Source organism: Pseudobacteroides sp., assembly GCF_036567765.1.
Lineage (GTDB): Bacteria > Bacillota > Clostridia > Acetivibrionales > DSM-2933 > Pseudobacteroides.
This window is the reverse complement of the sequence record NZ_DATCTU010000004.1, coordinates 42,653-55,764: the sequence shown is the minus strand read 5'-3', so window position 1 is coordinate 55,764 and position 13,112 is coordinate 42,653. Positions and strand designations below refer to the sequence as shown.

The window sequence follows — 13,112 nt, the reverse complement described above, 5'->3', positions numbered from 1 at the left end:
GATTTATATGTTACTGGCTTACATCAAAGCTATAATTCCTGCCTGAGTTATTGTCCCAATTGTTTGCACTGTCCTTAAAGCAAAGGTTCATCGTGTCTCCGTATTCCACAGGTAAAGAGGCTTCAAAACCTGTTAGAGACTTGTTCATCTTGAAAAATGCTGATTTTAGCCAATCGCTCCCATAACCTATATGAACATAAACATCGTTAGCACCGCTTTTTGAGAGAATACCATCATATTGCACTTTTACCTTTTCTCCAGAAGTTGGAACAGCTGGACTTACACTAATACCATTTTGCAGGTACTCATTATTTTTTGAAGTTCTAGGCATATTAATATCCTCCTTTATTTAGTCATACAGTTCGGCATCTATTTTATTATTCTCAAGCAGAATTAAAAAAATTCAATTGTTAAAATAATGCACATGGTAATTATGTGGGAATACTTTTTATATTTTTGAGCATAATAAAAAAGCTTCGCTCCACAAAAATATTAAAGAAAAAATTTATTAATAATATTTTTTAAGGCTTAACATATAATAACGAGAGGAAAGGATGATTAAATGAAAGCTGTTATAATGGCGGGGGGTGAAGGCACAAGATTAAGACCGCTAACATGTAATCGGCCAAAACCCATGGTTCCGATTATAAATAAGCCTGTGATGGAACATATTATTGAATTGTTAAGAAAATACAATTTAACTGATATTGCTGTAACTCTACAATACATGCCTGAACTGATTAAGGAATATTTTGGGGACGGTAGCGAATTTGGTGTTAATATAAGATACTATGTGGAACAGACACCTCTTGGCACTGCTGGAAGTGTGAAAAACGCGGAAGATTTTTTAGATGATGTATTTGTAGTAATAAGCGGAGATGCTTTGACGGATATTGATCTTAAAAAGGCGATTGATTTTCACTTCAGTAAGGGCTCCATTGCGACTATAGTATTAAAGAAAGTTGATGTTCCATTGGAGTACGGTGTTGTTGTTACTGATGAAGAATCAAGAATTTCAAGGTTCCTTGAAAAGCCAAGCTGGGGAGAAGTTTTTAGTGATACTGTAAATACAGGAATATATATTTTTTCCCCGGAAATACTTGGATACTTTAACAAAAATGAAATGTTTGATTTCAGCAAGGATCTGTTCCCCATTCTTTTAAAGGAGAAAAGGCCTTTATATGGGTTTGTTACAGATGACTACTGGTGTGACATCGGGGATTTAAAAGCTTATAGCCGTGTGCACATGGATATCCTTGAGAAAAAAGTTAAGGTGAATATACCGGGTAAAGAGGTTGAGCCTGGGATATGGTTGGATGAAGGGTGCGAAATTGAAGACGGTGCAAGGCTTGAAGCTCCATGCGTAATCGGCAGAAATACCAAGATAAAGAAAACAGCAAATATAGGAAGCTTTTCAATAATAGGTGACCACAATATAATAGATGAAAGAAGCGGAATTAAACGCAGCATTTTATGGAAAAACAATTTGGTAGAAAAGAATGTCCAGGTTAGAGGTAGCGTTATATGCAACAAGGTTCATTTAAGAAGCAACTCTTCAACCTTTGAGAACTCTGTAATAGGTGATGACACCATAATAATGAACAACGCACTTATAAAGCCTAATATTAAAATTTGGCCTAATAAGCTTATAGAGGAAGGTGCAGAAGTCAATTCAAACCTGGTATGGGGCTCAAAGTTCACTCGCTCCATATTCGGAAACAGAGGAGTCGCAGGCGAAATAAATGTTGATATTACTCCGGAATATGCTTCGAAGCTTGGTGCTGCTTATGGTGCTACTTTCAAGGGAAAGGCAAAAATAGGTGTTAGCTGTGATGACTCAACACCTGCACAGATGCTTAAGGTTTCATTCATTTCGGGACTTTTGTCTGCAGGTATTGAGGTATATGATTTTGGAAAAATGCTTTTGCCAATAACACGATCCGCAATAAGATTTTATAAAAACGATGGCGGTATTCATATAAGTACCTCTACAGAAGACGTAGCCAGGCTGTTTGTAGATTTTCTCGATAGGAATGGAAGCAATGTGGACAGGGGTACTGAGAGAAAAATTGAGAATGCATTTGTAAGGGAAGACTTCAGAAGGTGTGAGGGCGATTGTATAAAAGAAATAAAACAAATCCCCGATTACAGCAAGTTCTACCTTAGGAATATAATAAATAATGTTGTATCCAATAAAATGAAGTACAAGATTGCACTAAATTCAAGATCAAGCTTTATTTTATCCACGATGAATGAGCTGCTTACTGGACTAGGCTGTGAAGTTGAAGTTGTAAATGTGAAGCTTATGAACATAAAAACCATGAGCCAAAGCATGACATCAAATGATGTTAAATACTTTACAAGCCACATAAAAATGGGGAAATTTGACCTTGGAGTTTCAATCGAGGATACTTCAGAGAAAATGATGCTTGTAGACAACAAGGGCAGGATTATAACTGAAGATATGTTTATAGCCCTTATATCTCTCATATTCTTCAAGAATGTTCAGGGAGGCACTGTGGTTGTTCCTATCTCGGCAAGCCAGGTTGTAGACAGGATTGCAGATGAATGCAACGGCAAGGTTGTAAGGTCCAAAACATCAACTCAGGACATAATGGAGAAGATACTTGGCAATGAACTGAAGGAGGAGATGTTGGATCAGTTTACCATGCATTTTGATGCAATGGCAGGATTGGTCAAAATATTGGATTTCATGCAAAGAAATGATTACAAACTTTCAGATCTTGTAGACATGATTCCAAACTTCTATATTGATAAAAAAGAAGTTGAGTGCCCATGGGAAGCCAAGGGAAAGGTTATAAGGCATATTATGCAGGAGAACAGCGGAGACAGTATAGAGACCTTGGAGGGAGTAAAGATCTTCAAGGAGGGCGGATGGGTCTTAGTTCTTCCAGATGCTGAAAAGCCTGTATGCAATGTTATAAGCGAGAGCTATTCAGCCGAGTTTGCTGAGGAACTGACAAGCATATATATAAATAAAATCCGTGAAATAAGTCGTGGTTAGTTATGTAAGTTTCATTAAATCATATGAAATCATTAAAAAATATTACCTGATAAACGGTAATATTTTTTAATGCATAAATTTCAATATTCCAGTACAATAAGCAAATTAATAATAATATATTCTTGAATTAATACCGATTTAAAAGTAGAATATACTTACGGCAATTTTTATGTCCAGTGGATTATGGTGTATAAATAAGTGCAACAATTTCAATTATATAAGGAGCTGTTTCTATGCAGCAAAACAAAAAGCTGATACTTGTTGTTATTTTTGCTATTTTGGGTATTGTTATTTCTCTTCAGGTAAAGGGCATAATTTATGTAAATAAAAAAATGGAATCCCAATCTATAGATGATATAGAAAGATTGACGAAGGAAATTCAAAAGGAGCAGCAGATAGGCAAGGAGCTTACGAAAAAGGTTTTAGAAAATGAGAGAATTAAAGAAGAAAATTTAAAAAATTCAATTGCATTAGGAAAAGACAACAATTTAAAAAAGCTTAAGGAAGAGCTTGATGTTATAAAGTTCAAGTCAGGTTTGGTACCTGTAAAAGGTGAAGGAGTAATAGTTTCACTTGACGATGCAGAGGCCAGAATAAATGAAGATGAAAGCACCTTGATTCTTCATGACAGGGATATAGTAAGGGTAGTAAATGAGTTAAAAAAGGCCGGTGCACAGGCTATATCAATTAACGATGAGAGGGTTACGGGAGTAACCGAGTGCATATGTGCCGGTCCTACAATAATGATAAACGGAAGAAAGTACACCACTCCCTTTGAGATAAAAGCGATAGGTGATCCGAATGCATTGTACGATACTGTAAATAGCAGCAAGATAGTATTCTATTTAATAAGGGACAAGATCAGAGTAAATATTAGCAAAAGTAATGATATAACAATTCCAAAATACGATAACGCCAATATTGACAGTTTATTTTCCGGTCTGGAGGTCATAGATGATGAAATATGGTAGGAGTATTGCAATAACTGCTATATGTGTTCTTTTGGGAATGATAATGGCTTGGCAGTATAAGAGTATAGATTATAATGAAAGGGAGAAGAGCCTTGAAAGGAAGTCTCTGGAAGAGCTTAAAGACGAGCTGATAAGAGAGCAGCGAAATAATGAAAATCTTTCCATAAGAAATGCGGAGCTTGAAAAGGAGAATAAGGATTATGAGAATTCAAAGGGTGATGTGACAAAGGAAACTCAGATCCTAAAAAATGAGCTTGAGCGTGCCAGGATTATTGCGGGGCTTGTTGATGTAAAGGGCAAAGGAGTTGTTATTACCCTTGATAATGATTTGGCAGATGTTACTGAAAGCAACCTTTTAAATGTAGTCAATGAATTGAGGGCTTCTGATGCACAGGCCATATCAATAAATGATGAAAGGATTGTGGGCTCAAGTGAAATCAGAGAAGCCGGCAGGACATATATTATGATAAACGGAAAGCAAATGCGGGCACCTTTTGTGATAAAAGCCATTGCCAACCCTGATAAGTTAGAACGTGCATTAAAACTCCTAGGAGGAGTTTTAGACTCTTTAATAGATCTTCAAATAAAGGTGGATGTGAAAAAAGAAGATAATATAAGGATAAACAAAGTTAGAGATGACGGTTCTGTTATAAAGACAGATTTACTCACTCCAATGGTCAACCCGTAAAATATTTGTTATATTTAAAAACTATTAAAATATAATAATAATGCCCCAGGAAAAAGTACTAATGAATTATTAACTTGTACATTTTCTTGGGGCATTATTTTTATCGGAGGTGAATTTTTAGTGAACTATAATAATAAATATATGGGGCGATTAGTATACATAGTAATTTTAACAGTATTTCCAATGAGTTTTCTAGGAGGCTGCGGGAAGGCTCATGACAGCACAAGATTAAGCGATTTGGGCGGAGTATATTCCGAAGAAAGGGAGACTATAGATTTTGAGAATGAGATAACAGAGAGCCTTCCAGAGGACATAAGTGCTGAAAGTGTAGATGCATTAGCCAATAAATTGGCGGAAGAAGGCATTGGTACGCCTCTCGACAACAAAAAAATCCGGTGGGGACTGAAGAGAAATCCTGACAACAAGCCGCCGACCGCAGACCCGGGAACTCCAAAACTGTTGTCAAAATATGGAGGATTATATCTAGGGGATACAAATAAAAAAGAAATTTATCTAACCTTTGATGAGGGGTATGAAAACGGCTATACATCAAAGATTCTTGATGTATTAAGGGATAATAATGTAAAAGCGGTGTTCTTTGTTACCGGCCCTTACCTAAAAGAGAACGGGGACCTTATAAGAAGGATGGTTGAAGAAGGGCATGAAGTAGGAAATCACACTATAAATCATCCAAGCTTGCCCGAGATTGATGCTAATAGACTTGAGGAGGAGATTGTAGGCCTTGACAGGGTCTTTCATGAAAAGTATGGGAAACATATGACATATCTAAGGCCTCCTAAGGGAGAATTCAGTGAAAGATCATTATCAATAAGCAAAAAATTGGGGTATACAAATCTATTCTGGAGCTTTGCTTATGAGGATTGGTATACCGATAGGGTTAGAGGACCTGAGTATGCAAAAAATATAGTAATGAGAAATCTCCATAATGGAGCAATTATTTTGCTGCATGCCGTATCAAAGGATAACGCCTATGCTCTTGACAGCATTATAAAAGGTGCAAGGGAAAAGGGCTATGAGTTTGGGAATATCAATAATTTGGTAAAAAGTTCAAATTAATGTTAAAATATTAATCTAGAGTTTGGTAGAGGAGACATAACATGTCATCAAATAGAAGATCACGTAAAAAAAAGGAGGAGGTTCCAAAGCCCAGGCTTAAGGAAAAGGTAACAGAGGTGCTGGACCTTCCTAAAGAGGTTATATTAGACATACCAAAGTTGACGATGATCGGCAATTCAAACCTTGTTATTGAAAACTATAAAGGTGTTATTGAATATGACATTGAGAAAATAAGGCTCAACACGGGGATAGGCATTATAAGAATCAGCGGCAAGGAGCTTGTTATCAAGGAAATTACATCAGAGGACATAATGGTATATGGGAAAATCGAAAACCTTGAGTTTTGTACATAATTATTATTGATGGGTGGGTAAAGGTGGATTTATGTTAATCTTGAAACTGTGGAATTATTTCAGGGGATATGTTATTATAACTATTGAAGGTTATTTCCTTGAAAAGTTTATTAATATATGCATTCATAGGCAAATATTTTTATGGGATATTAAAAGGCACGGCTCAAGAAAAATGACCTTAAAGATAAGCATAAAGGGTTTTAAGATGCTAAGGCCCATTGCATTAAAAACAAAGTGCAGGGTCAGAATAACAAAAAGGGTGGGCCTGCCTTTTGTAAAAAGCAGATACAAAAAGAGAAAAACCTTTTTGGTTGGTGCAATTGCTTTTTTAGCTGCATTTTATATAATGACATCGTTTATATGGTCAATTGAGATAACTGGAAACAAAAAAATAAACAGTGAGTTCATACTGCAAAAACTTAGCGAATCAGGGATCAAGCAAGGAATTCTGAAGTATAATATTGACACAAAAAAGGTTGTAAGCGATTTGATGCTTAAAATCGACAAGCTTGGGTGGGTCGGCGTATCTATTAAAGGTACTAAGATAAAGGTTCAGGTTGATGAGAGGATAATGCCTCCCCAATTGGTTGAGAAAAACAAACCTTGTGATATTGTTGCAAAAAGGGATGGAATTATAAAATCTGTTATCTCAAAAGCGGGGTTTGATCTTGTTAAGTCTGGTGATACAGTGGTTGAGGGACAGATTCTTGTAACAGGTAATGTTCCTGGTAAAGAAGAGAATAGTGGTGTAACGCAGCTGCATGCTATAAGTACCATAAAAGCTAGAACATGGTATGAAGGAGTAAGTCCTGTTGAGCTGAAATCAAACGTTAAGGAAAGAACCGGTGCTAAAACCAACAAATACTCCCTTGTCTTATTTGGCAAAAGAATAAATTTTCCATGGGGAAAGGTTTCTTACAGTAATTATGATAAAATTGAAATAAAAAAGGTTTTTTCTTTAGGGGAAGACTTGGTATTTCCTTTCGAGTTTATTGACGATATATATTATGAAACACGCAAGGTGGAGAAGGAAATACCCTTTGATGAGGCAGAGGCAGTTGCAGCCCGTAAAGCGTATGAAACTGCCAGTGAAAATATTCCGCCTGATGCAGAAATTATTAAAAAAGATACTAAAATTATAGATAATGATGATGCAACTAAAACAGTTAAGGTTATAATAGAGTGTATAGAGAGTATAGGTTTAAGCAAAGAGATTGGAGGAGATAACTGATTGGACAGTTTAATAGAAAAAACCATAGAATTTGACAGAATAGAGCATGCAATTAACCTGTTCGGAAGCTACGATGAAAACGTGGGTGTTATTGAAGATGCTTTTAATGTAAAAATATTATCAAGGGATGATGAGATTAAAATAGTCGGCCATCAGGAAGGTGTCGAAAAGGCTGAGTCCATAATACGTCATTTAAAAGATATAGCAGTAAAGGGGGACGTAATAACCAAGCAAAATGTAAGGTATTATGTCCAGTTAGCTGCTGAAAATCAGTTGGACAAGGCAAAGGAGCTTGTGGATTATGTATGCCTCACTGCAAGAGGAAAGCAGATAAAGGCCAAAACCCTGGGGCAAAAATCCTATATTGATGCTATAAAAAATAACGATATTGTTTTCGGCATAGGCCCTGCAGGTACAGGTAAAACATTCCTTGCTGTAGCTATGGCTGTTACGGCTTTTAGAAACAAGGAGGTTAACAGGATAATCCTTACAAGGCCTGCTGTAGAGGCTGGTGAAAAGCTGGGGTTTCTGCCTGGAGATCTTCAGAACAAAGTCGATCCTTATTTAAGGCCCTTGTATGATTCCTTGTACGAGATAATGGGGGCGGAAACATATCAAAAGTTTCTGGAAAAGGGAATGATTGAGGTTGCACCCTTGGCATACATGAGAGGAAGAACCCTTGATGACTCCTTCATTATTCTGGACGAAGCTCAGAATACTACTCCTGAACAAATGAAAATGTTTCTTACAAGGATAGGCTTTGGCTCCAAATCTGTAATAACCGGTGATATAACTCAGATTGACCTTCCGGGAGATAAAAAGTCGGGCCTTCGGGAAGTAATGAAGGTTTTAAAGGGAATAAACGGAATAGAGTTTGTCCATCTTTCCGATAAGGACGTAGTGAGGCATGAGCTTGTACAAAGGATTATAAAAGCCTATGAAAAGTATGATAATGACAAGGATAAGAATAAGGAACAAGCAAATAAAAATATAAAGAAGAATTAATATACTAAAGAGTAAAGAGGGGGTAGGGCATTTTTGGTTAAGGATAAGGAGTTGCATACCCACGGATTATTTAAATTATATTTAAAAAGCACAAAGGTACACAGATATTTAATCGCTATTTTTACACTAATACTGTTTTTTATAGTCATTGTAGATGGAGCGTCTCCCAAAAAGTATAGTCTTTCATTAAATGATATTTCCAGTTATGATATTATTTCGCCTGGAAATATCGTTGATACTGTGAATACTGCTAAAAAGAGGGAAGCAGCAGAAGCTGCAATTGCTCCTGTAATGATTAAGGATATAAAGGCATCTTCCGAAGCTTTGAAAAAATGGGTTGATTTTGTACTTGCAGTTCAAAGATCAAGGGAAAATTCAAGAGAAAGTATAAAAGAAGCTGAGGTTTTTGAGCTGGAAAGCAATTTAAATGACATCATTACGGAAATAATGCAAAAGGAAGCCCTGGTATTGGATACAAAATTAAAAGACTTGGACATAAGCCTTACAAATGATCTTCTTTTATATATTGTATCTGAAAAAAACTGCAAAAATATTGACCTTGATAATTTCAAAGATATTATGGGGACGCAGATTGATAACGTTATAAGCAAAAGCATCAGTAAGGATAATCTTTCAATGGAGATTTCCAGCATTGAAAGAAGCATCAATGGTGAGGGGATACCACAGGAGCTTAAGTTTATCGGCTCTTCCATAATAAAAGCTATAATAAGACCTAACTGGGTCATAGATGAAATTGAGACAAATAAGCTTAAAAAAGATGCATATGATGACAGCAAAAATATTGTTACTATTGAGAAGGGTGCAAGGATACTTGCAATCGGAGAAAAGGTTAGTGAGGACAAGCTTAAAATACTTGAGGATTTGAACCTTCTCAGAACAAAAAGCAGATTTGATTTTGCTTTTGTGGGCGGTATCCTGGTATTAGTTCTTCTTTTGGCATTTTTCCTGGTGCTTTATATGAGACACTTTAGTAGAAAGTCACTATACAGCAGGAGAGATATTGCGGTAATATGCATTGTTATATCGGTAGTCATACTGATTGCAAGAGGACTTTATGAAATATCGCCCTCATACTCTCCAATGACTGTTCCGGTGTGCATCGCAGCCATGCTAATATCCATACTTTTGGAGCTTAAGCTGGCTATAGTAATAAACCTGGTTTTAACAATTGCAGTGGCCATAATTGTAAAAGGTGATATTTCTTTTATCTATATGTCCATAATAAGCGGTACTTTTGCTGCTTACTTTGTTTCCAATTCAACACAGAGAAGCAGACTGTCACTGGCAGGTGCGGTTATAGGTGCTGTCAATGTGATCATCATACTGTGCTTTGGGATTGTGTACAAGCATGACTGGAATATGATACTAAAGAACAGCATTATTGTATTTATGAATGGTCTTGGGTCCATGGTTCTTACGGTAGGAATTTTACCATTCTTAGAGAGCATATTTAATATTGTGACTCCATTAAAGCTTATAGAACTGGCAAATCCAAACCATCCTTTGATAAAGAGGCTTCTTTTGGAAGCACCGGGAACATACCACCACAGCCTTATGGTAGGAAACCTTGCAGAGGTAGCCACTGAAGCTATAGGCGGCAACCCTATTTTAGCAAGGGTAGGGGCTTACTTTCATGATGTGGGTAAGCTTAAGAGGCCCCACTTTTTTACAGAGAACCAAATGGGAGAAAATCCCCATGATAAGATTACTGCCAATCTGAGCACACTAATAATTACTTCACACATAAGCGACGGGATAGAGCTTGCGGATAAATATAAGCTCCCCAATATTATTAAGGATATAATAAGACAGCATCATGGAAATACTTTAGTTGCATACTTTTACCATAAGGCAAAAACCGTCGAAAAGGCGGAAGATGTTAAGACGGAAAACTTTAGATACCAGGGACCGAAACCAAAAACAAAGGAATCTGCAGTAGTGCTTCTTGCAGATTCGGTAGAGGCTGCGGTAAGGTCCATGACCGATAAGACAGAGGGTAAAATAGAAGGGTTCATACGCAAAATCATAAAGGATAAGCTGGATGATGGTCAATTAGATCAGTGTAATCTTACACTGAAGGATTTAGATACGATTGCAGTGGCTTTTATGAAGGTGTTAAGCGGTTTTTTTCATGCTAGGGAAAAATACCCCGAAATTAAACCTATTGAGAAAAAACAGTTGAAAGAGGCGAGGTAGATGCAAATATACATTGAAAACATGCAGGATAAAATAGAGGTACCCACTGATTTGGAAAAGATCATAACCGATGCAGTCAAAACCAGTATTCAATCGGAAGAGTTTGACACTCCTGCTGAAATCAGTGTTCTTCTTGTAGATGATAAAAAAATAAGGGAAATAAATAACGAGCACAGGAATATTGATAAGGCAACAGATGTCTTATCATTTCCGGTTGTGGAAATGCATGAAGGAGAAATAATTTCAAATGAAGGGGATTTTGATCTTGATGAGGAACTGCTCTTGCTTGGAGACATAATTATTTCTCTTGAAACAGCAAAGAAGCAGGCTCTAGAATATGGACACTCTTTTGAACGAGAGATAGCTTTCCTTACTACACATGGGGTTTTCCACCTTTTAGGATATGACCACATGGAAAAGGAAGAAGAGGAAAAAATGCTATTAAAGCAGGAATCGGTTTTAAGAAAGCTGGGACTTACAAGAGATGAAGAATAAGCACTTTTGGGATAACTTTATAAATGCCGCACGAGGAATCTTGACAGCAATAAAAAATGAAAGGCATATGAAGCTTCACATTTTTGCTACTGTTATTGTCATTTCCTTAAGTATATATTACAGGATAAGCCGATTGGAGTTAATTGCCATTATTATTACCATCTCAACTGTTATTACCGCTGAGATGATTAATACTGCAGTTGAGGCAGTTGTAGATCTTGCCACGCAGGATTACAACGAAAAGGCCAAGTTGGCAAAGGATGTTGCAGCGGGTGCTGTGTTGGTAGCGGCTTTGTTTTCTGTGGCAATAGGTTTTTTTGTATTTTATGACAGGATTAAAGCCGATGTTATAAAGCTGATTGAACTGATTTGAGGGAAGGGTGAATTCAATGGATATTAATGCTATGTCTGAAAAGGAAATTGAAAAAAAGCTTATTGAGCTATCAAGAAAAGCCATGGAAAATTCATATTCACCTTACTCAAAATTCAGGGTGGGAGCTGCAATTCTTACTCAAAATGGAAAGGTGTATACCGGTGTAAACGTTGAAAATGCATCATTTGGAGCAACCATTTGTGCAGAGAGGACTGCCGTAATAAAAGCTGTTTCAGAGGGGGATATTAGGTTTAAGGCTATTGCATTATCATCCGATGCGGACAGTTTTATATACCCATGCGGAGTATGTCGGCAAGTTTTTTCGGAATTTGACAAAGGTGAAATGAAGGTTATTTGCAGCAACAGCAAGGGTCAGTATAGGAGCTTCAGGTTAAGTGAAATGCTGCCAAATGTGTTTGAACTATAAATAAACAAAAGAAAAATTACGGAGGTACTTTAATGAAATTTAAATCAGGATTTGTTACCATTGTGGGAAGACCAAACGTTGGCAAATCGACTCTTTTAAACAGGCTTACAGGCGAAAAAATTGCCATCACATCGGACAAGCCTCAGACTACCAGAAACGCAATTAGAGCAATAATTACAGATGAAAACAGTCAGATCATATTTATTGATACCCCGGGTATTCACAAGCCTAAAAACAAGCTTGGTGAATTTATGGTCAATATTGCACAGGGGACGATAAGGACCGTTGAAGCTGTTATATTTATTGCTGAGGCAGGAAGTGATGATATAGGACCTGGGGACATGTACATAATGGAACAGCTTGGTGATATAAAAACCCCTGTATTCCTGGTGATCAATAAAATAGACCTTGTACCCAAAGAGAAACTACTTTCCATAATTGCATCGTATTCAGAGAAATTGGATTTTTATTCTGTAATTCCTGTTTCAGCTCTTAATAATGAGGGTACAGATATTGTATTAAAAGAGATAAAAAAGGTACTGCCGGAAGGTCCTATGTACTATCCGGACGACCAAATAACGGATCAGCCCGAAAAACAAATTTGTGCAGAAATTATAAGGGAAAAGATACTTTACCTTACAAAGGATGAGGTACCCCATGGAACAGGAGTTGATATTATCTCTTTTAAAGAAAGGGCAGGCAAGGATATAATAGATATACAGGCTAATATATATTGCGAAAAGGACTCTCATAAAGGTATACTTATTGGTAAGGAAGGAAAAATGCTAAAGAAAATCGGAATGCTGGCAAGAAAAGACATTGAAGATTTTCTTGGAACAAAGGTATTTCTTGAGGTTTGGGTTAAGGTAAAGGATGATTGGAGAAACAGCAACAATATGCTCAAAACATTGGGATATAAGGAAAATGATTAAATATAACAAAAGAATTACTATAGCAATTTTCCCTTTAAAGATAATTTTTCAAGTATACAAAAAAAAATATAGAGAAACATAATACTATAAACCGAATCGCAAAGTGATTTTGCAACCTTGGCGTTGTCATGAGAATTGTGGTAAAGAATACACCATAAGGGGGATTGGATATTATGTTAAGGGATCTAATTTGGAAGGCCTTTGAAAAGACCGGAGAGATAGATAAGTATATATTTTATAAAGAAGTAAGTGAAAAAAGCTATGCTAAAAACGAAATTGTTGCAACCAAGGAAGAGGTGGCGATAAGCAAGTAGGTGG

Annotated in this window: 14 protein-coding genes; 13 read left to right on the top strand and 1 reads right to left on the bottom strand. The window is 36.6% G+C overall.

The features are described from left to right. Positions 1-10: 10 nt before the first annotated feature. On the bottom strand, positions 11-331 hold the full coding sequence (locus VIO64_RS00320) for a carbohydrate-binding protein (protein ID WP_331914035.1): 321 nt from the start codon (positions 329-331) through the stop codon (positions 11-13). A gap of 231 nt (positions 332-562) precedes the next feature. Here VIO64_RS00320 and VIO64_RS00315 point away from each other — a divergent pair, with 231 nt between their 5' ends. The 13 genes from VIO64_RS00315 to VIO64_RS00255 all read left to right on the top strand — a co-directional run bounded on the left by VIO64_RS00315 (position 563) and on the right by VIO64_RS00255 (position 13,108). Next, complete coding sequence (locus VIO64_RS00315; RefSeq protein WP_331914033.1) at positions 563-3,025, top strand: mannose-1-phosphate guanyltransferase; 2,463 nt, start codon at positions 563-565, stop codon at positions 3,023-3,025. Positions 3,026-3,258: 233 nt separating this feature from the next. Then, positions 3,259-3,996 carry a DUF881 domain-containing protein gene (locus tag VIO64_RS00310; protein WP_331914031.1) on the top strand — a complete coding sequence of 246 codons (738 nt, stop codon included), beginning with the start codon at positions 3,259-3,261 and terminating at the stop codon, positions 3,994-3,996. Continuing rightward, positions 3,980-4,684: a DUF881 domain-containing protein gene (locus VIO64_RS00305; protein ID WP_331914029.1), complete on the top strand. Its 705-nt coding sequence runs from the start codon at positions 3,980-3,982 to the stop codon at positions 4,682-4,684. Before VIO64_RS00310 ends, VIO64_RS00305 begins: the two co-directional genes overlap by 17 nt. A gap of 120 nt (positions 4,685-4,804) precedes the next feature. After that, positions 4,805-5,761: a delta-lactam-biosynthetic de-N-acetylase gene (gene pdaA / locus VIO64_RS00300; protein ID WP_414705221.1), complete on the top strand. Its 957-nt coding sequence runs from the start codon at positions 4,805-4,807 to the stop codon at positions 5,759-5,761. 41 nt (positions 5,762-5,802) lie between these two features. Further along, positions 5,803-6,114, top strand: coding sequence for a sporulation protein YqfC (yqfC, locus tag VIO64_RS00295; RefSeq protein WP_331914027.1), 312 nt, complete (start codon positions 5,803-5,805; stop codon positions 6,112-6,114). Between the two features lie 31 nt (positions 6,115-6,145). Further along, positions 6,146-7,345 (top strand): sporulation protein YqfD, encoded by a 1,200-nt coding sequence (gene yqfD / locus VIO64_RS00290; RefSeq protein ID WP_331914025.1) that lies wholly within the window; start codon positions 6,146-6,148, stop codon positions 7,343-7,345. Next, positions 7,346-8,350 carry a PhoH family protein gene (locus VIO64_RS00285; RefSeq protein ID WP_331914023.1) on the top strand — a complete coding sequence of 335 codons (1,005 nt, stop codon included), beginning with the start codon at positions 7,346-7,348 and terminating at the stop codon, positions 8,348-8,350. 33 nt (positions 8,351-8,383) lie between these two features. Further along, positions 8,384-10,567 carry an HDIG domain-containing metalloprotein gene (locus VIO64_RS00280; RefSeq protein WP_331914021.1) on the top strand — a complete coding sequence of 728 codons (2,184 nt, stop codon included), beginning with the start codon at positions 8,384-8,386 and terminating at the stop codon, positions 10,565-10,567. Next, positions 10,568-11,062 (top strand): rRNA maturation RNase YbeY, encoded by a 495-nt coding sequence (gene ybeY, locus VIO64_RS00275; RefSeq protein ID WP_331914019.1) that lies wholly within the window; start codon positions 10,568-10,570, stop codon positions 11,060-11,062. It abuts the gene before it with no gap. Beyond that, complete coding sequence (locus VIO64_RS00270) at positions 11,052-11,435, top strand: diacylglycerol kinase (protein WP_331914017.1); 384 nt, start codon at positions 11,052-11,054, stop codon at positions 11,433-11,435. The genes ybeY and VIO64_RS00270 overlap by 11 nt, the downstream gene beginning before the upstream one ends. A 16-nt stretch (positions 11,436-11,451) precedes the next feature. Further along, positions 11,452-11,862: a cytidine deaminase gene (gene cdd, locus VIO64_RS00265; RefSeq protein WP_331914015.1), complete on the top strand. Its 411-nt coding sequence runs from the start codon at positions 11,452-11,454 to the stop codon at positions 11,860-11,862. A 32-nt stretch (positions 11,863-11,894) separates the two neighbouring features. After that, a complete protein-coding gene (gene era, locus VIO64_RS00260) occupies positions 11,895-12,794 on the top strand; it encodes a GTPase Era (protein WP_331914013.1) in 900 nt (299 codons plus the stop codon). A 173-nt stretch (positions 12,795-12,967) separates the two neighbouring features. Beyond that, positions 12,968-13,108, top strand: a complete 141-nt coding sequence (locus VIO64_RS00255) for a YqzL family protein (protein ID WP_331914011.1) — start codon at positions 12,968-12,970, stop codon at positions 13,106-13,108. The last annotated feature ends 4 nt before the right edge of the window (positions 13,109-13,112 follow it).

What these genes read in the sequence shown, in the direction of transcription:
- VIO64_RS00310 (WP_331914031.1), top strand. Translation starts at nt 3,259, where the DNA reads ATGCAGCAAAACAAAAAGCTGATACTTGTTGTTATTTTTGCTATTTTG.
- cdd (WP_331914015.1), top strand. Translation starts at nt 11,452, where the DNA reads ATGGATATTAATGCTATGTCTGAAAAGGAAATTGAAAAAAAGCTTATT.
- VIO64_RS00315 (WP_331914033.1), top strand. Translation starts at nt 563, where the DNA reads ATGAAAGCTGTTATAATGGCGGGGGGTGAAGGCACAAGATTAAGACCG.
- yqfC (WP_331914027.1), top strand. Translation starts at nt 5,803, where the DNA reads ATGTCATCAAATAGAAGATCACGTAAAAAAAAGGAGGAGGTTCCAAAG.
- VIO64_RS00270 (WP_331914017.1), top strand. Translation starts at nt 11,052, where the DNA reads ATGAAGAATAAGCACTTTTGGGATAACTTTATAAATGCCGCACGAGGA.
- era (WP_331914013.1), top strand. Translation starts at nt 11,895, where the DNA reads ATGAAATTTAAATCAGGATTTGTTACCATTGTGGGAAGACCAAACGTT.
- VIO64_RS00255 (WP_331914011.1), top strand. Translation starts at nt 12,968, where the DNA reads ATGTTAAGGGATCTAATTTGGAAGGCCTTTGAAAAGACCGGAGAGATA.
- VIO64_RS00320 (WP_331914035.1), bottom strand. Translation starts at nt 331, where the DNA reads ATGCCTAGAACTTCAAAAAATAATGAGTACCTGCAAAATGGTATTAGT.
- VIO64_RS00305 (WP_331914029.1), top strand. Translation starts at nt 3,980, where the DNA reads ATGATGAAATATGGTAGGAGTATTGCAATAACTGCTATATGTGTTCTT.
- yqfD (WP_331914025.1), top strand. Translation starts at nt 6,146, where the DNA reads ATGTTAATCTTGAAACTGTGGAATTATTTCAGGGGATATGTTATTATA.
- ybeY (WP_331914019.1), top strand. Translation starts at nt 10,568, where the DNA reads ATGCAAATATACATTGAAAACATGCAGGATAAAATAGAGGTACCCACT.